20 protein-coding genes and 1 tRNA gene are annotated in these 19,344 nt (G+C 41.2%); 6 read left to right on the top strand and 15 right to left on the bottom strand.

Features of this window, described 5'->3' with window-relative positions; all coding sequences use genetic code 11:
* Window positions 1-2,106: a CHASE2 and HATPase_c domain-containing protein gene (locus tag PHI47_RS08210; RefSeq protein WP_299936029.1), complete on the top strand. Its 2,106-nt coding sequence runs from the start codon at window positions 1-3 to the stop codon at window positions 2,104-2,106.
* A 47-nt stretch (window positions 2,107-2,153) separates the two neighbouring features.
* The gene (locus PHI47_RS08205; protein WP_299936027.1) at window positions 2,154-2,639 is read left to right on the top strand and encodes a hypothetical protein; all 486 of its coding nucleotides are present in this window, start codon (window positions 2,154-2,156) and stop codon (window positions 2,637-2,639) included.
* On the opposite strand, the gene PHI47_RS08200 is transcribed toward PHI47_RS08205, so the two are convergent.
* The 14 genes from PHI47_RS08200 to PHI47_RS08135 form a co-directional block, all read right to left on the bottom strand.
* A complete protein-coding gene (locus PHI47_RS08200; RefSeq protein WP_299936024.1) occupies window positions 2,548-4,200 on the bottom strand; it encodes a transglycosylase SLT domain-containing protein in 1,653 nt (550 codons plus the stop codon). The two genes, PHI47_RS08205 and PHI47_RS08200, sit on opposite strands and share 92 nt — an antisense overlap.
* Window positions 4,200-4,487 (bottom strand): YggT family protein, encoded by a 288-nt coding sequence (locus PHI47_RS08195; RefSeq protein ID WP_299936020.1) that lies wholly within the window; start codon window positions 4,485-4,487, stop codon window positions 4,200-4,202. Before PHI47_RS08195 ends, PHI47_RS08200 begins: the two co-directional genes overlap by 1 nt.
* Window positions 4,484-5,782 (bottom strand): glutamate--tRNA ligase, encoded by a 1,299-nt coding sequence (gene gltX, locus PHI47_RS08190; protein ID WP_299936017.1) that lies wholly within the window; start codon window positions 5,780-5,782, stop codon window positions 4,484-4,486. The genes PHI47_RS08195 and gltX overlap by 4 nt, the downstream gene beginning before the upstream one ends.
* 50 nt (window positions 5,783-5,832) lie before the next feature.
* A complete protein-coding gene (locus tag PHI47_RS08185) occupies window positions 5,833-6,483 on the bottom strand; it encodes a TrkA family potassium uptake protein (RefSeq protein WP_299936015.1) in 651 nt (216 codons plus the stop codon).
* Between the two features lies 1 nt (window position 6,484).
* On the bottom strand, window positions 6,485-7,768 hold the full coding sequence (locus tag PHI47_RS08180) for a TrkH family potassium uptake protein (protein ID WP_366882770.1): 1,284 nt from the start codon (window positions 7,766-7,768) through the stop codon (window positions 6,485-6,487).
* 216 nt (window positions 7,769-7,984) lie between these two features.
* Window positions 7,985-8,059 (bottom strand) — tRNA-Glu (locus tag PHI47_RS08175).
* Window positions 8,060-8,160: 101 nt separating this feature from the next.
* Complete coding sequence (locus PHI47_RS08170; RefSeq protein ID WP_299936012.1) at window positions 8,161-8,712, bottom strand: response regulator; 552 nt, start codon at window positions 8,710-8,712, stop codon at window positions 8,161-8,163.
* Between the two features lie 159 nt (window positions 8,713-8,871).
* Window positions 8,872-9,078, bottom strand: a complete 207-nt coding sequence (locus tag PHI47_RS08165) for a hypothetical protein (RefSeq protein WP_299936010.1) — start codon at window positions 9,076-9,078, stop codon at window positions 8,872-8,874.
* Window positions 9,079-9,201: 123 nt separating this feature from the next.
* The gene (locus PHI47_RS08160) at window positions 9,202-9,621 is read right to left on the bottom strand and encodes an ArsC/Spx/MgsR family protein (protein WP_299936007.1); all 420 of its coding nucleotides are present in this window, start codon (window positions 9,619-9,621) and stop codon (window positions 9,202-9,204) included.
* A complete protein-coding gene (locus PHI47_RS08155) occupies window positions 9,621-9,863 on the bottom strand; it encodes a hypothetical protein (protein WP_299936004.1) in 243 nt (80 codons plus the stop codon). Before PHI47_RS08155 ends, PHI47_RS08160 begins: the two co-directional genes overlap by 1 nt.
* Entirely contained in the window at window positions 9,856-10,563 is a 708-nt protein-coding gene (locus PHI47_RS08150) for a hypothetical protein (protein ID WP_299936001.1), read from the bottom strand. Before PHI47_RS08150 ends, PHI47_RS08155 begins: the two co-directional genes overlap by 8 nt.
* Complete coding sequence (locus PHI47_RS08145; protein WP_299935998.1) at window positions 10,538-11,689, bottom strand: VWA-like domain-containing protein; 1,152 nt, start codon at window positions 11,687-11,689, stop codon at window positions 10,538-10,540. Before PHI47_RS08145 ends, PHI47_RS08150 begins: the two co-directional genes overlap by 26 nt.
* Window positions 11,670-12,683 (bottom strand): MoxR family ATPase, encoded by a 1,014-nt coding sequence (locus PHI47_RS08140; RefSeq protein ID WP_299935996.1) that lies wholly within the window; start codon window positions 12,681-12,683, stop codon window positions 11,670-11,672. Before PHI47_RS08140 ends, PHI47_RS08145 begins: the two co-directional genes overlap by 20 nt.
* Window positions 12,680-13,009: a nitrogen fixation protein NifQ gene (locus PHI47_RS08135; protein WP_299935993.1), complete on the bottom strand. Its 330-nt coding sequence runs from the start codon at window positions 13,007-13,009 to the stop codon at window positions 12,680-12,682. Before PHI47_RS08135 ends, PHI47_RS08140 begins: the two co-directional genes overlap by 4 nt.
* 164 nt (window positions 13,010-13,173) lie before the next feature.
* Between PHI47_RS08135 and PHI47_RS08130 the strand changes: the two genes are divergently transcribed.
* The 3 genes from PHI47_RS08130 to PHI47_RS08120 are packed head-to-tail and all read left to right on the top strand — an operon-like array spanning window position 13,174 to window position 16,959.
* Window positions 13,174-13,662 (top strand): PAS domain-containing protein, encoded by a 489-nt coding sequence (locus PHI47_RS08130; RefSeq protein ID WP_299935990.1) that lies wholly within the window; start codon window positions 13,174-13,176, stop codon window positions 13,660-13,662.
* A complete protein-coding gene (locus PHI47_RS08125) occupies window positions 13,637-15,067 on the top strand; it encodes a methyl-accepting chemotaxis protein (RefSeq protein WP_299935987.1) in 1,431 nt (476 codons plus the stop codon). The genes PHI47_RS08130 and PHI47_RS08125 overlap by 26 nt, the downstream gene beginning before the upstream one ends.
* On the top strand, window positions 15,064-16,959 hold the full coding sequence (locus PHI47_RS08120) for a hypothetical protein (RefSeq protein ID WP_299935984.1): 1,896 nt from the start codon (window positions 15,064-15,066) through the stop codon (window positions 16,957-16,959). Before PHI47_RS08125 ends, PHI47_RS08120 begins: the two co-directional genes overlap by 4 nt.
* On the opposite strand, the gene PHI47_RS08115 is transcribed toward PHI47_RS08120, so the two are convergent.
* Entirely contained in the window at window positions 16,956-18,185 is a 1,230-nt protein-coding gene (locus tag PHI47_RS08115; protein ID WP_299935982.1) for an FprA family A-type flavoprotein, read from the bottom strand. The genes PHI47_RS08120 and PHI47_RS08115 overlap by 4 nt on opposite strands.
* Window positions 18,186-18,323: 138 nt before the next feature.
* On the opposite strand from PHI47_RS08115, the gene PHI47_RS08110 reads away from it, so the two are divergent.
* Entirely contained in the window at window positions 18,324-19,343 is a 1,020-nt protein-coding gene (locus PHI47_RS08110) for a hypothetical protein (RefSeq protein ID WP_299935979.1), read from the top strand.
* Window position 19,344 lies beyond the last annotated feature (1 nt).

The raw sequence follows: 19,344 nt of genomic DNA, 5'->3' as shown, positions 1-19,344 counted from the left end.
ATGAAATCCGTATTTCTTGCTGTGGGGTCAATGATCCTAACGATATGCTTTTATCTGTTCTGGTGGCAAAGCCCATTACTTTCACAGCTGGATTACAAAAGTTATGACCTTTTAACGCACACTTTTCCCTCATACCATACTCCAGGCTCTACGGTTGTCGTAGAGATTGACGATAAGAGCTTAAAAGCATTCGGTCAATGGCCGTGGCCTCGAATGATTACTGCAGAACTGGTTAATTCGATAGCAGATGCCAATCCCTCAGCCGTCGCGCTGGATATCGTATTTTCTGAAAAAGACAGATCATCACCCGTTACTCTGCGCACCTTTTATCGGGATTTTTTCGATATTAATATTTCATTGGAAGGGCTTCCAAAAGAATTAGACGATAATGATCGTATTTTGTCCGAGGCAATCACTCGAACCAAAACGGTATTGCCCGTATTCTCAGACATCAGTGTGCAGGGAAAAGAATGCGTATTGCCCTCTACGGTGATACAAAAGGATGAAATACCGACAGAGCAATTTCAGAATATAGGGAATGTAGTATGTAGCTTACCAATGTATCAGCAGCGTGCAAAGGGGATTGGGCACATTCATGCCGTTGCAGATAGTGATGGTACATTGCGACGTTTATCACTGCTGATGCGTCACAATAACACTCTTATTCCAACGCTTGGGATTGCGGCTGTCACTTCGATAGAACCTACTATTCGGATATATCCTCTCTCAGCTTTGATGGGGGATATGGAATTAACCGTTGCCGGAAGCCGTTTTGCGCTAGATCAACATAGTAATGCTCTGCTTGAATTTTATCCGTTCGAACAGTATGAGAGAGTTTCTGCTTATGATCTACTCACTCATACGTATGATCCGAAGCGGTTGCAGGGCAAATTTGTTTTTGTCGGTGCTACCGCTTTTGGTCTGGATACATGGCATACGATAAGTGACGGTTCCGTCCGTCCCGGAGTATTTACCCACGCCACGGTGGTTGAGAATCTAATCAACGGTGATTTGAAAGTTCAGCCATCATTCTATCGACCGCTTAATATTGTAAGCTCATTTGTGATTGCTTTGGTCATGTTGATATTAATGATTCGTAAGCGATACCTTAGCGTCCTTTTCTTCAGCATAATGGTAGTGAGTGTGGCAATGCTTATTACCTATCTGGCTTGGCAGCAGCATATTTATCTATCTCTTGGGTATTTAATTATTCCGTTGTTGTCATATCTGTTTATCCTATCCTTGTTAATGTTTGTTATCGATTATCGTGACAAAAAAAGATTTATCGATGAGATACAACGTACATCCGAACAAAAATCTCGTTTAAAAAGTGCCCTTGATCGGAGTGAAAATGAAATCGAGTACCAAAAAGCGATGTTATTTCAGCAATCCAAACTGGCTGCTATGGGAGAAATGATCGATAACATCGCTCATCAATGGCGTCAACCTCTTAATATGCTCAGTGTGATTGTGCAAGATACCCAATATGCATACGGATCCGGAAAAGTGGATAAAAATTATATCGATACCATGACTTCCGAATCGATGGAACAGATTGTATTTATGTCTCAGACAATTGAGGATTTTCGTAATTTCATCAAACCGGATCAAAAAAATGCTTCATTTGATTTAAATCAGCCGGTTGCTGAGTCGCTTGAACTGCTTGCAGGGATGTTTGAATCTCAACGGATCATCATCGATGTACAGTATTGCGATAATCCATTGGATATATTCGGATCCGCCAGTGAATTTAAACAGGTAATGATTAACCTGCTTCATAATGCTCGTGATGCACTGATAGAGAATCAGTCTCCTAATCCTACGATTACTCTCCGTGTTTTTGGAGATGATACATATGGTGCAATTACTCTCCAAGATAATGGAGGGGGGATTCATCCTGATGTCATTGAGCGAATTTTTGAGCCTTATTTTACAACTAAAGAAGAAGGTAAAGGCAGCGGTATCGGTCTGTATATGTCTTATGCAATTATTCGGACCAAAATGGGTGGAAGTATTGGGGTTGAAAATGTTGATAACGGTACAATGTTTACACTTACACTTCCGCTGTGGAGAGACTTTGAGGAAAAAGATTCTAAAAAATTCTAAGGCTATTTAACGTATAATGGTGATTATTCGATGACAAAAGGATTAGGATGCGATTTTCTTGGATAGCTTTATCAGCTTTATTGGCCTTTAGCGGATGTGCACAAAAAGGGGCATTTGATCTTTTTAAGATGGATGAAGCGCATGAACGTGCCGTCGAGCAGCTTCGTAGCGGAACGATTCTTCTTTCATTGGAGACAAAAGCGATTATTTCTTCAGTGTATCTCAACAAAATCGATTCGGTTAAATACAAAGATGGGGAAAACTTTCTTGTTGCACTTTATATCGAGAAAGACAGCACAATTATTAAAAATAGAGATTGGGAAACCTATGGGTATACCCTGATGCTAAACGGTAAAAAGGCAACGGCGGTAGAATCTCTTGATGAAAAAGATGTCCGCCGATCATTGATTCCGGTACACAACAGCTGGTATCGATACTATATTATTCGGTTTGACTCAGTACCTGGCGACTCTTTAGCGCTTCGGCTCGAAAATAATCAGACTGGCTCGGTTGAGTTAAATTATCAAAAATAGCTTTGATCGATACCTCTTCGCCTAATATTTTTTTATACATAACATAGTTGGCAAGTACACGCTTGCCATACTCCCGATTCTCATCATTTCCAATCAGTTCCATACTCAAAAACGGTTCATATTCACCTGGTAAAAATCGTCCTCCCTCCAAGAGAAGGCGTTTTGTTGATCCGAGTCCCCCATTGTAACCATACGCAATCAATATAGGATTATGGAGATTGTGGATTAAATGCTGTAAATGGGCAATCGAATAAGCGATACTCAGTTCAGGCTGCAGCATATCGAAATAAGTCGTCGGTTTAAGAGGATGAACTTTGCTTATACTATCGACATTAAACGGCATAATCTGCATCAGTCCCAACGCAAACGAGCGTGAAATAAGTCCGGGGATAAATCGTGTTTCCTGACGCATAAGAGCATACACAAGGGCTTTTTGATCAGCATTTAACGTCGTCATATATTGATCGTAGGGCATCGTAAAGTTATGGATGTACGGTTCATAGGTCCGCTCTAATACATATCCTTGAACACCGAGCGAGTCTTCTCCATCACATCGGTCAATCAGATTCACGATGGTATCAGGTGTTGACGCTTTAACCTCTTCGGCGAATACCCGCCATTGGAACGGATCAACGCCGTTGATACTATTAGTGTGCTGGATAGTAGGAAGCGTTGTGAAATAATTTTCAGTTGGCAATTGAAGCAGTTCACGTGCGTAAAGAACATACATATTAATATCTAGGCTATTTGAGAGTTCAGTAAGATAATTTTGATCTTTGGTAATCTCATAAAGCCAAAAAATGGCTTTATCACGATCAATCGGACTATAAAATCGTCCCTTAGCTTCTTTTAAATGCTCCACTGCAATATCAAGCTTAGCGTATTTAACGGCATTCATTGCAAGAAAAAAATGGGTTTGAGGGTCAAAATGTCCTATGGAAACCATGGAAAGCGATTGCTGTAACTGCTCCATTGCGGGATCGGTAACAGTGAGGAAGACAATCTGTCCAAACACATTGCTTTGGGTTAGTGCTTCTAATACTTCATTTGAAAGCGGATGGTTGAAGTGCTCATGACGGTACGTTGCGCCTGCTAGGCGAAACACAATGTTTTCATTGGCAATATTGTCAACGGACGTGTACATACTTTCTTGATTCATGGCTCTAAGCCATTGCGTATTACCGAAGCGGTTATTGAGTCGATTTGCTATTTCCTCTCGCTCTTCGGGCTTGAGCGCTGTTGCTTTCGCCGGTGTAAGTGCCAACATTAAACAGTCGTCTTGCTCGATTAAAGGGAGATTGCATGCTTGCTCACGCATGCACGATGCTGTATATTTAATTTCCGTTTCATCGGTTTTTGCCGCATAGTCAAATAAAAAACGCTCGTTGACATTATCGACTTGATAAAATGCTTCAGAAGCCTCTGATGCATTAATGTCCTGATGTAAAAACTGCCAAATCAAAAAGTTTTTTTGACGTGAAGCGGGTTTATCATTGATTTCATTAAGAGTGATGGCCCATGCTCCACTAATGAGGAGCATTGATAAAATAACCGAACGCATTAGGAGAAGACTAAAGCATTTATGATGTTGACCAATAGCACATCTAAGACTTGAAGCAAAATAACCAAGATAAGAGGGGCGAGGTCGATACCGTTGAAAACAGTCGGCATGATACGTCGAACAAGTCTATATGCCGGTTCTGTAAGGCGATAGATAATTTGTACGATCGGATTGTACGGATCTGGGCGTACCCATGAGAGGAGGGCACCGATAATCAAAACCCAGATATAGACGGTAATAAGAGAGTGGACGATTCCTCCCAATCCAGAAATAATACCGGTCATCATTTAACCACCTCTTTGAGATAATTTTTAAGATGTTGATACAAATCATTTAATTCGGGTCCGTGTTCCGCACCGCCGATAAGGATACGAAGCGGCTGAAACAGGTTTTTGCCTTTCAAACCGCTGTGCTCCATCAAATACGCTTTATATGAGTCGTAATCATCAAAATGAGGTGCTTTAAGGGTAATTTCACGAAGTATGTCAAATCCCTCTTTATATTCATCAGGGACAATTTTAGGAGCAAAAACTGCACTGATTTTACTGCGAAGCTCTTTAAGTGTACTGGCTTCTTCGAGGAATACCTTGGCAAGTTGACCTATCTCTTCATCAGCAAATCCGACATAGCGAGAGAGCTCTTTAGGATCTAATCCTTTAAGATGCTCACGGTTGATGAATTTGAGTTTGTCGATATCAAAACGGGCGGGGGCTTTTGAAATGGTACGTAAATCAAACCATTTGATTGCCTCTTTAAGATTGAAAATTTCCGTTGGTGTTTTATTCCCCATCATAATCAAATAGTTGGTAATTGCTTCGGGTAAAAATCCTTCTTCAAGAAGCCATTTGACACTGGAAGCATCATCACGCTTGGACATCTTTTTTCCCTCAGTATTGAGGATGATTGGTAGATGTGCGTATTCGACTTTTTTAGTATACCCCAGTGCTTCATGGATAGCGATCTGTTTTGGAGTATCACTCAGATAGTCTTCTCCTCGAATAATCAGGGAAATATCGGCCAACATATCATCTATCGCACAGGCAAAATTATAGGTTGGATATTTATCGGCACGCATCAAGATAAAACTGTCGATATCATCGGGGGCAAACGTACTTTCTCCCTTGATTAAATCAGTGACCGTAATGGAGTGATCCGGTTTTTTGAGTCGGATCGTGAAGGGATTTGTATTGTCGATCACCGCTTCGGCAGAGAGATTTTCACAGGTACCGTCATAGCGATAGGCAATTTTACCTTCTTTGGAAGCTTCGCGTTTGGCATCAAGAGTTTCAGAAGTACAAAAACAGTTAAATGCTTTTTTGTCTTGAAGCAGCTGGATGGCCATTGCGCGGTGAAATCGAAGATTATTGCTTTGAAGCTGTTCTTCTTGATGTTTGATTCCAAAAAGAGCCAATATCTCGAAAATTTCTTTTTCTTTACCTGGGATATTGCGTTCCTGATCGCTATCTTCAATACGGATCAATAGCGGTTCATCGCGTTGGAGGGCTGAAATATAGTTAAAAAGTGCGACGCGGAGATTGCCAATGTGCATATCTCCCGTCGGACTTGGGGCAAAACGGAGCATAAGTATTCTTTCCTAAAATATTTTTCGTATTTTAGCAGAAAGAGGCTAACTCACACCTTTTTACTAAGGGCTTCGATATGTGAACTATTGCCTAAAACGAGGAGAATATCACCCTTTTCTAAAATATCATCGTTTTCAAACGAGGTATACCAGACACCTTGATGTTTATAGGCGATCGGCTTTACCTCAAATTCATTTTCAAAAATTGGAGAGAGGATGGAGATACCAACCCAAAAGGATGGGACGGTAAGTTTAGCAATTTTCATTGTGATGGAAAGATCGATGGTTTCATAATGCATGTTCGCAACCATTTTTTTAACAATCTTTTTAGCCGATTCCATCTCTGGATAGATTACTTTTGCTGCGCCTAGCTTAGAGAGAATTTGCCCGTGGACCGTTGTGATCGCTTTGGCAACAACCGTTTCGACACCTAATTCTTTAAGTGCCATAACCGTGAGGATACTTGCCTCGATGTTTTCGCCGATACTTACTACGGCAACATCGACATTTCCTAATCCGGCTTCACGTAATGCCCGTATGTCGGTTGAATCAAGAACAATGGCATCTTGGACAAATTCATTGATATCTCTTACTTGCTCTTCATCCAAATCTACTGCAATTACACTCACCCCTTGTTGCGCCAAACCTTTTGCAACATGAAAACCAAATTTTCCTAATCCTACAACAGCGTATGTATCCATGTTATATAATTACCTTTCCTTCTGCATATTTAATACGGCTTTCCACCGCTTTTCCGACGATTACCATGGTGAAAGCGAATACACCGACACGTCCCATCAGCATCAAAATAATAATATTGAGTTTCCCCCAATCGCTGAAGAGAGCACTGTAACTCAGCACCCCGCCGTTACCCGTCGAAACTCCAACGGTACCGAATGCCGAAGTTGTCTCAAACAAAATTCGTAAAAAAGGTAGGCGCTCTACTTCACTTAAAATGATAGTCGAAACGACAACATAAATGGATGCAACGAAGATAATTGCGTATGCTTTATTGATCTGATACGGTGAAAGAGAGCGACGAAAAATATGAGCACGCGTATCACCGCGTAATGTATACCATACGCCGATAAGTGCCAATGCCACTGCTGTGGTTTTGATACCTCCCGCCGTACCACCGGGGCTACCACCGGTCATCATAAAGAACGTTCCGAAGAAAAGATTAGAGTCGGTCAGAGTGGAAAAATCGATCGTATTAAAACCGGCTGTACGGTAATTTACCGAAGTAAACCAGGCGGCTAAAATCTTTTGATAGGTAGTCATAGATCCAAAGGATTTTGGGTTATTCCACTCCATAGAAAGCAGTATTGCCATTCCTAATACTATTAGCAGGACAGTCATTGTCAATACTAATTTTGTGTGCGTAGAAAGTCGTAATACACGCCCTCGATGGTAATGATAGAGTTCAAGAAGAACCAGATATCCTAGCCCTCCGAGGATAATTAATACCGGTATGGTAATGTTAATAACAAAATCACTTCGATATCCCATCATATTATCGCTAAAGAGTGAAAATCCCGCATTGTTAAAAGCCGATACGGCATGAAAGATTCCAAACCATGCGGCACGATCCAATGGCATATCTACCCAAAAACGCAGTGTCAATATTACCATGCCGATGACTTCGATTATGAAGATGGTTGAAAATACAATTTTCAAAAACCGTACCAATCCGTCCATCCCGGGATAATTAAGCGATTCTTGCAAGATCAGACGGTCACGATGAGCAATCTTTTGACGGCGCATAACAGCCATAAAGGTAACTGCAGTCATATAACCTAAACCGCCGATTTGTATTAAAAGGAGAATAACGATATGTCCGAAAGAGGTGAAATCAACGGGGGTGTCTTTAACAATCAGTCCGGTTACACAAACCGCCGATGTAGATGTAAACAAAGCATCCATAAACCTTAGTTCACCATTATGAGCGAACGGAAGGGAGAGTAAAACAGCTCCAAAAAAAATCAATGCGATAAAGCTAAATAAAATTAATTTGATTTCTCGAGTATGCGTGGGAGATCCTTAATAGAATAATATAAGTTTAATCGCGAAATGCTACGCTTCTGTTGCTTAAGGGCTACTTTAAGTAGAAATATTAAAAATTAAAAGAGTTGAATAGTGAAAAGATCAGAGGTCTAGAACGAATAATGGAACTAAGGCGAAATATTTGGGGAAGTTTAGAAGTGGTGACCCCAACGAGATTCGAACTCGTATGGCCAGAATGAAAATCTGGAATCCTAACCATTAGATGATGGGGCCGACAATGAGACAGGTTAAACCTGAGCCGAAATTATACGGAGAATTTGCTGAAAAAAAGCTAAATGTACTGGATATTCCCGCAAATGCGGGAAGAGGGTGGATTAGTCGTTATAAAATGAGCGAAGTGCGCGGATAATAACGGCATTTTTAGAGATACTCTCTGCTTTTGCATTATCATCAACCAACTCATAAACATCCAACGGCAATGAGATCGAGAATGTTTTTGTTTCGATTTTTTTGCGTTTAGAAACAAGACTTGTAATGTTTTGAAGCATCTCAAGGATTTTCTTCGTATCAATCGGTTTTTGGATGAAGCTGTTAACCCCAACTTCGATTGATTCAGAAATTTTTTGGATATCGTTGCTCGCAGAAATAACGATAATGATTTGTGACGGGTTGATAGAACGGATACGACGAGCAAGCTCGATACCGTCGATTTCCGGCATGATGATATCAACAAAAACGATATCCGGATTTACTTTTTCATACATACGCAATGCTTCCGCACCGTTGTAAGCTGAAGTCACTTCAGCAAAGAAGTTTTTGAACGTTGAGCTCAAAAGGTCATTAGCAACAACTTCGTCTTCGACGACCATTGCTGTAAGTTTTTTGGTTTGTTCGGTGAGTTGAATCAAATCGACGTTAGATGACATGAATGCTCCTTTGTATTTTCAATGTTAAAAAATATCACTGTGGATAATTGTTGTTATTATAGATCATATTTTTTAGCATTACCTTAAAAAAACAACTTTAGATATAATTTTCATAAGAACGGTTTTTGTGAATGATATTTGTGATTAGTATTTGAGAAATTAATATTGTTTAAATTGTTCAAGCCACTCTATATTTGATTCATTTACTTTTTCTTGTTGGCGAAGGATTGAGTCAATAATACTTAATAGCGTTTGACGATCTAAAAATTGCAGAAGTGTTGGATCGATATGCGTCTGCTTGATACCATCATAACGGTTGAGAAGATTTTCGATATCAGTGATAAGTTGTTCTTTTGTTGATTCCATGATAAAAGTGTAACGTAGCTAAACTGAAATAGTATTTGATTAACATAATATATATTATATTTAAAATAAACATAATACGGAATATCGTATATTCATCCATGCTCTACGATTACGATAATGTATTTATAAAGCAGATTTTTTTTCCAAACACCCTTTTTCCATACAGTTTATTTTCGGCATAGGCTCAATATAGCGATCCAGCATCTCAGAGACTTTATCTGCATCAAATCCGCACACCCTTTCAGTTCCGATAATCATCAGCGGCCGTCGAATCAAAATGGGATTAGATAGTAGAAGGGCCATTGCTTCACCTTCATCTAACGTATTTGGAATTATTTCACCGTTTTTGATCGCAGGAGCGGCAGGGTTAAACCACTCTTCCACCCTCTTTTCTCCCATAAAGGACCTAAGCATTTCTTTGTCCAATCCATGCTCAAGAAGATTGCGTTCGATCAGCGTACAGCCGCTCTGACGTAGAATTTGCTTTTGCTTGGCATTAGCAGCACAAAAAGGTTTTTCATAAAATACGACTAACTTTACCATTACTCTATCCCGATTACCGCACGCCCGCGACGATTAAGATAAAACGTCTCATAGCCGTCATCCCCGATACTCATACACTCTCCTAAATACCCCTCATCGTAAAGTTCTAAGATGATATTTTTAACCTCAGTTTTGTCCATTTGGGCATATTCGGCGATATCATCCGATTCGTAAATATTATATTCCCACTCATCACTGAGATTAAAGATGGTTTTCATCACTTTGAGTTTTGTCTCAGACATGGGATTCCTTTAGGAAGGTAATTTGTTTTTGCAGAACAATGGTTTGGAGTGGATGGAGTTTTTCACGGGCAATCCACTTCTCAAATTCAGCACAGTAATGCATTTTGATTTCTGAATGCAACTTTTGTGCTTGATTGCTCAACTCCGATAATAATTCTTTGGCCTCATCAAAATTGTAGCTATTGAGCGGTCGAAGACGCCGAATAATGCCCTCTATCAGCCGGTCAGTGATATGTTCTTCCGCAAGAGCTAAAAAGTGTGATGCACGTAAAGCGTTAGCATAGTTTTCGTTCCAAATACGACCGTTGATCATCTGATCGCACGCCTGATCGATAAAGACCGGAAAAAGGTTCAAGACTTCCAGAAGTTCGCTAAAATCGTTATCGACAAGCGCACGAAAGAGCATACGGCTACGATTGCGTATATGACGACGAAGATCAGGATCGCCGATAACCTCAGGATTAAGCCGAGTAAAGCGTTCCAAAGCTCCTAATCGGGAGTGGTTGAATGCCATAATGGCTACATCGGTATTAGGATCACTGACTTGGATGGGATGAGAACCGCTGGGACGGTGAAACGCCCACAACAGCCGTGCTTCATCCTCCTCATGGTGCAGATAGATAGCATCGCCCTGCTCTTCGAAATCCAAATCATCTTTTAGCGTTTCGATATGTTCACGATAAGTCAAAGTAGACGGCATCTCCATAACGCTCAAACCTTTTCAAATTTTTTTTCTCACTCAGTAAAAACAGCGTCTGCATTGCGGGTGCTGTTTCAACCGTAAAATATCCATCACTCAGGATCACCGCCAGATTCTTTTCCCCTGCATGGGTATTCAGATACTCCAAAACGGGGCTAAATTGCGTCCCACCGTTACCTTTGGCAAAACTAATATTAGGTAATATCGATTGTGCATCATAGCTCTTTTTATCTTCGCTGTAGACTCGTTCATCGAATGGGATGACACTCACCTCGAAATCGTGACTCATGCGAACGATAGAGTCTATAATTCCCAAAAAACGCGCGAAGACATCCGATGTGATACTCATAGACCTATCCAGAAAGATAAAAAAGCTCAAACGGTTACGATCATATCGGTATCCGGGAAGATAAAGCCCCTGATGGATGAAGCGGCGATTGGGGTGGGAGAAATCAGATTCTTTATCGAAAAAACTCTCCGACATATAGGCATGTAACAACGTGTGCAGATCGATCGAGGGCTTGGTGATCTCATCGAACATCTCTAAAAGTGAGGCAGGGATATTCCCCTGCTTCCGCGCCGCACCCATCGCTTGGATAATCAGTGCGTCAAGCTCTTCCTCGGCGACCTGAGTATCCCCTTCATGCTCTATAATGTCCATTTTTTGCTGAGTTGGGTTGTTGTCACTCGGTACGCCTTCCCCATCATCGCTCTCACGGTAGAGGGCATGGTACACCTCCTCTACACTTTTGTCACGAAATGACTCGATCACCATCGCCTCTTCATCCGCATTTCCGACTCGCTGAAAATCACTGAGTAACAATCCGATCACGATATCACAACTGCGATTCCATGTCGGCTTTTCACGTCCTTTCATTCTGAAAGGATGTTTTAGAAGGATATGGAGCAGTATATGAGCGTAGAGATATTTGAGCCGTGCATCATCATAGCCCAGTGTTTTGCTCTCATCGACACGGATACTAACCCCATCGCTCTCGAAAAGCATGTGGGGATTGTTTTGATATTTGTGAGGGATCGAGAGGGCTAGGACACTTAAAAACGGATGGTCAAAGAGAAACTGAACCCGTATCTTCTCCAGTCTCTCGTTAAAGGATATAGTCGCCATAACGCTCAATCCATCCGTCAAATTCAGTACATTCGGCTATGGACGCGTCTTTGACGATGGCATCTTTGATCAACATTACCCCAAACTCGGTTGGCAAAATCTGTGCAAATCCGAACAGATGTTTCGAGGCATCTTCTCCACCGCGATACAGCTCCACCATCGCTGAGACAAGTGCATAGAGCAATGCCGGTTCGCTTTTATCGATAGCGGGGTATTCGCCCCGATAAATCGCTCCGACATCGGGGAGTTTTTCGTAGACTTTGACATACGAAAGAAACTCGATCCCCGCTCCGTATCCGATCAACCCGTAGATGATGGGGGCGATGCGGGAGGTATCATTAGTGGTTTTCAACACATTCGAGAGCATATGGTAACTGCGCGGTGTCGCAAAAGCAGGGTTGCTGTCATCTTCACTCACGCTCTCCGAGGTGAGCAGATCGGGACGGAAGCCCAAAAATCCTATCACAAATGAGTGCAACCCCTCTCGAATCGCGAAGAGTTTAAAATCCTCAAACCGTGCCTCGACGCTCAAATGCACCATCCGATTCGCCAGCGGTGTCGGGAGACGAAACACGACACCCCGATCGGATATGCGGTTCCCTGCACAGATAATACGCCATCCACTCGGTAACTCATACTCTCCCATTTTACGGTTCAGCACCAGTTGATAGATTGCCGCTTGCACTGATGGCGGAGCGGAATTAAGTTCATCGAGAAACAATATCCCGCTTGATTCTTTGTCACGCGGGAAAAAGATCGGCGGCATCCACACCGTCTGTTCATCCCGTATCGCGGGTACTCCACGCAAATCGACGGGATCCATTTGGGATAATCGGACATCGACGAGTTCCAAGGCATGTTTTTTTGCCACTTCAGCAACAATATATGATTTACCAATTCCCGGTGATCCGTGGATAAAGACGGGTATATCGGCACCGATGAGCGTATCGAGATGGGTATAGAGTTCGGTCGTGGTAATCGATGGGGTCTTCACGCACTCGCCTCCGCGATAAGGCAGGTAAAGCAGTGTTCTTGGTCATTACAGCTCTCACATGCCGGAGCGACTTTACCGATTGCATCATAGAGGAATTTTTTCCATAGTTTATCTTTGGGCTTCATCTGGGCTAGCTGCGGAAAATGCTGAGACATATAAGCTCCCATCTGGATACGGTTTTTGAAACCAAGATCTTGATAAAGATGATTCATTTCCAGCGATTTTTTAGCAATAAGTGGTGCTATAACATAGCGGGCTTCATCATTTATAGCGTATTTTTTTAGATAGCTTTCGATCTCATGTTGCATCATATCGTGTTCACTCATGGCATCCCTCCCAAAATATATGCATAGAATGCATTTTTTATTCACGAGATATTCTGATACCTGCTTATCAATATGATGAAATAATAATCACGAGCTACTCAATTTGATATTAATAAATGCTCTCAAAAAAGGTTATATTTTCATCACACAATAAAGGTTAATGAATGGCTAATAATGAGTTGATTTTTCAGGATGATGAGTTTATCGTTTCCAAAACCGATACGTCCGGTCGCATCACATATGGAAACGATTTGTTTATACAAATTTCAGGCTACAGTGAAAAAGAGCTTTTACACTCTCCACACAATATTTTGCGACATCCTGATATGCCAAAACTTATTTTCAAACTTCTTTGGGAACGGGTTCAAAACGGCAAAGAGATTTTTGCATACGTAAAAAATCAGACAAAAGATAAAAACTATTACTGGGTTTTTGCTCATGTAACCCCCTCTTATGACAATTTTGGAAAGATTATAGGCTTTCACTCCGTTCGTCGAAAACCTACCACTGAAGCACTGTCAGTAATCATCCCCCTTTATAGATCGCTTTTAAACGGAGAAAACAGTGGCGGTCTCAACGTATCACAATCTATTTTAGATGAACAATTATCCCAATCAGGAAAAAGTTATGACCAGTTTATCCTCTCTCTCTAAAGTTCAATACTTTAATATTGCCTCGTTGGCAATGGTGACGCTTATTCTTATGATAGAGATGTTTGTTAACGGCTTTCAATGGTTTCTTTTATTGGGGATTATCAATTTTTCATTCGGATGGGTGATTTTTGCCAATATTCGATGGGCAAAGCAGAGTATTAACAAAGTTGCAAATATAGTAAAACATGCAAAAATGGGTGAATTGGAGTCACGAATAACCGAGATAGATGATCATGCGGAAATATATGAACTCTCCTGGAATGTCAATAATTTACTTGATCAATTGGAAATTTTTATGCGGGAAATAAAAGCCGGCGTTGAACATGCCAGTGAAAATCTATACCATCGAAAAGTGCTTAAAAAAGGGTTAACGGGGGCTTTCGCCTATAACTGTGATCTGGTTAATCGTGGAATCGATGCCATGGAATTAAGTCATCATTTTATCCAACGTACAACGGTAAATGCACAGATTAGTGAGATTGCACAGGGGATTAACGGTTTTTTAATGATTCAAAAAGATACGGAACAAAATATATTACGATTAACGGAGATTGTAGAAACAAGTCAAAAAACAGCCTATACCTCCAATGCAACCGTAAAAGAGCTTGAAACAATCATTATAGAATTGGCATCTCTTCTTGAGTTGGTACAAACATCCGCATCAGCAATTACAGCACTTAATGAAAAAACAAATGAAATCAATTCTGTTGTAGAGTTAATTAAAGATATAGCCACTCAAACGAATCTTTTGGCATTGAATGCCGCTATTGAAGCAGCTCGTGCAGGAGAGCACGGAAGAGGTTTTGCCGTAGTTGCGGATGAAGTTCGTAAATTGGCTGAGAGAACTCACCAAGCGACCGGAGAGATCGGCATTGCCGTAGAAAGTTTACAAAAAGACAGCGGTGATCTTCAAAATAATGCTGAATCGATGAGCACTATCGCCAGCAGTTCTAGCCGGGCAATCGAAAATTTTCAGTATACCGTGCATAAATTCAATGCGGATGCGTTGCAAACAGCGAAAGATGCGAGTGAGATTGAAAATTCGACGTTTACCACATTGGCAAAGATGGATCATATTATCTTCAAAGCAAATGCGTATAGTTCTATATTTCATGGAAAACAAACGCAAGAATTCGGCGATCACCACACCTGCAGGCTCGGAATGTGGTATGAAAAAGGGTTGGGGAAAGAGCGCTTTTCTCATTTGCCAAGTTACTCTCAAATACTTACACCCCATGCTGTTATTCATAACAATATCAGTGAAAATATGAAATTTATTCAAAATGAAGACCGTGTCACAGAGAATAAAGATAAAGTGATTGCAAATTTTGTGGAGATGGAAGCGGCTAGTGATAATTTATTTACTGCGATTGATAAATTATTAGAGGAGTCAAAGGGGTCATGAAAAATAGTAACTATTTAGACCTTTTTCCTTTTATAAGTCAAAGCGTAAAGCTATTTGACGATCAAAATCGATTCCTAAAAAAAATCATCCTCACCGGTAAAATATGTGCTCTCGAAAAAGCAGCCAATCTTTTCTCTTTTACTGAAAAAACCATTGAGACTTTCTCGGAACTCAAAGAAGAACTCATTCCCCTTTTAATTCGGGAAAATTTAAAAAAATTCACTGAAGAGCTCCGTTCTAAAGCGCAGATCAGTATTGATATCCTTATCCGAAATCTTTTTGAACGGACGGCAGACGTAGGATTTTTAGCGACTGATAACGTTATTATCGATTTTTTGAATGGGAAAGAATCCTCTGAACGACTTCAAAAACGTCTTATAGAATATACTATGAAATACAGCGTGTACAATGAAATTATCATAACGGATGTTCACGGCAATGTAAAACTGAATATTAACAGTAGCAATTCGATCCATGTTACATCCGACGGCATTATTTCCAATGCTATCAAAACAAATGGTTACATCGAACAATACTCGTATAGTGATTTGTTTCCATCTCAGACTAAAACACTTATGTTTGCGCAGAAAATCGTTGAAAACAATACTACGATCGGTGTATTAGTCTTATGTTTTCGTTTTGAAGATGAGATGAAACGTATTTTTAACTCCCTTTTGAATCCAAATGAACATATCTATTTTACGGATGGAAAAGAGATTATTTTCGCTTCTTCGGATGACTCAAACACATTAAAAGTGAGCCTGAATTCGTTACCGGGTGAATTTGATTATAACGACCGAGATGGGAAAATCTTTGTATTGGCAAAGACAAAAGGATATGAAGGATATTTTGGAGCACCTTGGAACAGTATATCGTACATTGATGTACGTAAATCGACTCAGAATCCTCCTATCAAAGATTCTATCAGTGAAAAATGTGCTCTGGATGAAAATATCAAAGCAATCATACGCAAAGCCGATGATGTTATCGAAGATCTAAGTGATGTGATTATCAATGGTGAGCTGATTGCATCAAAAGAACGTGTTTATGTATTAACCCCGGTACTTGATAATTTACGTAATGTCAGTTCCTCGATATTGGGGACGATTAAAGAGACAGTTACGAATCTTGAAAATACCATAATGGAAGGGTTGATTTACGATGTGCAAACATCTGCAAAACTGGCTATCGATATTATGGATAGAAATCTTTATGAACGGGCCAATGATTGTCGATGGTGGGCAATTACACCCATCTTTGAAGAAGAACTTGGGCTCGCTAATCCGGATATCAAACGTATTACCGACGTATTGCAGTATATTAACAGTCTCTACACCGTGTATACGAATCTATTCATTTATGACCGGCATGCAACTATCATTGCTTCTTCAAATAATCCATCGATAATAGGTCGAAAAGTTTCGGGTGAATACATAACGAAAACACTTAACAATCATAATTCGCAAAACTATTTTGTAAGTCATTTTGAGCAAAGCAGTTTTTATAATGATGAAGCAACCTATATCTACAATGCTACGATTTGTTCAAATGGAAAGCCTATAGGTGGAATTGGTATTGTTTTCGATGCAACACCACAATTTGAAGCGATATTAAATGATAGTTTTCCGGCATCAAAAAATGGATTTGGATGTTTTGTCGATCGTAAAGGGGTAATCATTTCGACAACGAATCCATCGTTACGACCGATGGGGCGTATCGAATTGGATGAGGGACTTTCCCGTGTTAATCTGGACAGTGCAGTTCATCGGTTTATAAATTTTCAGGGAAAACGATATTTAGTCGGCATTGCTCTTTCACGTGGATATCGTGAATACAAAATACAAGATAACTATAAAAATGATCTCCTTTCCCTTACCTTTATCGAGTACTAAATGTCCATTTCGACCATTTTCCCCATCGTGATCTCAGAGGCTTCACGACCGAATGCAACACACGCGTCGAGCTCTTCTTCACTTGGGATCAATTTGACTTTCAACGGCTTTAGTGGAAGGCGAAATTTCAGTCCTTTTAGCCGTTCATGCAGCATCTCAGGTGCTTCTCCCGTCCATCCGTACGATCCGAACGTCGCACCGATTTTCCCTGTACGCTCCAGATAGGCCATACAGGAGAGCAAATCCCACGCCGGTTTCACCGCATCACCGTTAATGGTGGGAGAACCGATTAGTATCGCATCTGATTCTTCGAGAAGCGTGATCATATTGGATTCATCCAATGATGCGAGGTCGTACATGCTGGCCCGAATTCCTACTACACTGTCTGCCCCTTCGGTGATTTTTTCTGCCATTTTATGGGTATTGTCATAACTGGAAATATAAAAGACGGAGAGCATTTTGGTATTAAACTCATTTTTACGAAAACGAGCTTCTGAACTCCACTGTGCATACTTATCGATATAGCTTTGTGGATTGCTCCGTAATATAGGTCCATGTAAAGGTGCAATCAGATCAATATCAAATGCGGCATAGAGTTTGAGAGCTTGGAGAACATACTGTTTAAACGGGCGCATGATGTGATCATAATAGTAGTGAAACGCATATGAAAAATCTCCGACAAGATCATCAAACAACCGCTCATCATAGTAGTGGCTACCGAACACATCGCCGCTAAAGAGAAGGTTCTCTTCGTGCAGGTAGCTGCTCATCGTATCCGGCCAATGCAGGAAAGGGGTCATAATAAACTCGATCGTTTTATCTCCTAGAGAGATGGTTTTCCCTGCCGTTGCAATCTCGTAGGGGATATCGGTCTTGATAATTCCCTTGAGCATCATGACTGCGCGTCCTGAGATGATCAGTTTCGCTTCTGGTGCACGTTGCATCAGCTCGATCAGTGCACCTGAATGATCAGGTTCGAGATGGTGTAATACGATGTATCTGATCTCATCATACCGACATACTCGTTCCAATCGTGTAAAAAAATCATTACTAAACTCTTTTTTTACCGTATCCATGACTGCTACCCCTTCGCTTCCGCGAACAACATAGCTGTTGTACGAACTACCGTTTGCAGTTTTCATAATGATGTCAAAGGTACGGATTTTGGGGTCAAAGGCGCCTGTAAAGTAGACGTCGGGTTTAATGACGACGATAGGGGGAAGCATTCGCATCCTTCTGGAATCTTTTAGGATAGAAATGCATATAGTGTTCGAGAAGAGAGTTTGTTTGAATCTTTCAAAATGCAATCTAAGCTATAATTCGCATAATAAAAGACAATAATCTTTGCAACCGAGGAAGAAACATTGCAGACAGAAGAATTGATTGTAAAAGCGACAAAGTACCTCAGTACTCTTTTGAGAGAGGCATTTCATCACACTGATTCAGAGAATGCCGTTGTGGTATATGACACACGGTGTCTGATAGCGACACTTTTGATGGAGGGATATAAACGCGCCCTGCCCCATGCGCAGCTGATCGATTTTGATGCACATCAGCCCGAAGAGGTTCGGGCACAGTTAGAGGCTCTGAATCCTTCGGATTTGGTGGTATTGATCCAATCGACCAATTTTCGTCTCGATGCGTTTCGCTTGCGTGTCGAGCTGTTTAAACTCCGCCTTAAAGTGATCGAGCACCCACATCTCAGCCGTATGTCGGATGATGAGGCATCGTACTTCATCGATTCGTTGGAATATGACAAGGGTTATTACCGCTATCTCGGTCGCGCACTCCAGTCTAAAATAGACAGTGCACCGATGGGGATTCTCGACAGCGGCGGAGAGTTGTTGATCTACGGTTCACCGTTCGAGTCTGCCAAAGTCAATATCGGAGATTACACAGGATTACCGAATTGGGGCGGACAATTCCCTCTAGGGGAAGTGTTTACCGAAGCGCAAGATCTCAGAGCCGTTCACGGACGGGTTAAAATCTATTGTTTCGGGGATGTAACGTACAAAATCAACACTCCGCAAACCCCTATCACCCTCATCATCGAAGAGGGGCAAGTCGTCGCATGCGAAAACTCGACTCCCGCATTTGATCTGATATTATCTAATATACGCCGAGATGAGGGGGGAGTCGTTTGGATACGAGAACTCGGTTTCGGTCTCAACCGAGCCTTTAGTAAAACACGCACCGTTGCCGACACGGGAACCTATGAGCGTATGTGCGGAGTTCATATATCGTTAGGGGCGAAACACGGCACTTACGGCAAACCGGGGTTTAAACGCAGAGACGGACTGTACCACGTCGATGTATTTGCCGATACCCATACGTTTTCGCTTGGAGATGAAGTGGTCTATAGAGATGGGGCTTTTGTGATTTGAA

It is taken from the genome of Sulfuricurvum sp., from assembly GCF_028713855.1.
GTDB lineage: Bacteria > Campylobacterota > Campylobacteria > Campylobacterales > Sulfurimonadaceae > Sulfuricurvum.
The sequence above is the reverse complement of the archived record's forward strand: the minus strand, read 5'-3'. Positions and strand labels throughout refer to the sequence as shown.

What these genes read in the sequence shown, in the direction of transcription:
- PHI47_RS08210 (WP_299936029.1), top strand. Translation starts at nt 1, where the DNA reads ATGAAATCCGTATTTCTTGCTGTGGGGTCAATGATCCTAACGATATGC.
- PHI47_RS08115 (WP_299935982.1), bottom strand. Translation starts at nt 18,185, where the DNA reads ATGCTTCCCCCTATCGTCGTCATTAAACCCGACGTCTACTTTACAGGC.
- PHI47_RS08195 (WP_299936020.1), bottom strand. Translation starts at nt 4,487, where the DNA reads ATGATGACCGGTATTATTTCTGGATTGGGAGGAATCGTCCACTCTCTT.
- PHI47_RS08120 (WP_299935984.1), top strand. Translation starts at nt 15,064, where the DNA reads ATGAAAAATAGTAACTATTTAGACCTTTTTCCTTTTATAAGTCAAAGC.
- PHI47_RS08150 (WP_299936001.1), bottom strand. Translation starts at nt 10,563, where the DNA reads ATGCCGTCTACTTTGACTTATCGTGAACATATCGAAACGCTAAAAGAT.
- PHI47_RS08125 (WP_299935987.1), top strand. Translation starts at nt 13,637, where the DNA reads ATGACCAGTTTATCCTCTCTCTCTAAAGTTCAATACTTTAATATTGCC.
- PHI47_RS08160 (WP_299936007.1), bottom strand. Translation starts at nt 9,621, where the DNA reads ATGGTAAAGTTAGTCGTATTTTATGAAAAACCTTTTTGTGCTGCTAAT.
- PHI47_RS08170 (WP_299936012.1), bottom strand. Translation starts at nt 8,712, where the DNA reads ATGTCATCTAACGTCGATTTGATTCAACTCACCGAACAAACCAAAAAA.
- PHI47_RS08165 (WP_299936010.1), bottom strand. Translation starts at nt 9,078, where the DNA reads ATGGAATCAACAAAAGAACAACTTATCACTGATATCGAAAATCTTCTC.
- PHI47_RS08205 (WP_299936027.1), top strand. Translation starts at nt 2,154, where the DNA reads ATGCGATTTTCTTGGATAGCTTTATCAGCTTTATTGGCCTTTAGCGGA.
- PHI47_RS08135 (WP_299935993.1), bottom strand. Translation starts at nt 13,009, where the DNA reads ATGAGTGAACACGATATGATGCAACATGAGATCGAAAGCTATCTAAAA.
- PHI47_RS08185 (WP_299936015.1), bottom strand. Translation starts at nt 6,483, where the DNA reads ATGGATACATACGCTGTTGTAGGATTAGGAAAATTTGGTTTTCATGTT.
- PHI47_RS08155 (WP_299936004.1), bottom strand. Translation starts at nt 9,863, where the DNA reads ATGTCTGAGACAAAACTCAAAGTGATGAAAACCATCTTTAATCTCAGT.
- gltX (WP_299936017.1), bottom strand. Translation starts at nt 5,782, where the DNA reads ATGCTCCGTTTTGCCCCAAGTCCGACGGGAGATATGCACATTGGCAAT.
- PHI47_RS08145 (WP_299935998.1), bottom strand. Translation starts at nt 11,689, where the DNA reads ATGGCGACTATATCCTTTAACGAGAGACTGGAGAAGATACGGGTTCAG.
- PHI47_RS08200 (WP_299936024.1), bottom strand. Translation starts at nt 4,200, where the DNA reads ATGCGTTCGGTTATTTTATCAATGCTCCTCATTAGTGGAGCATGGGCC.
- PHI47_RS08130 (WP_299935990.1), top strand. Translation starts at nt 13,174, where the DNA reads ATGGCTAATAATGAGTTGATTTTTCAGGATGATGAGTTTATCGTTTCC.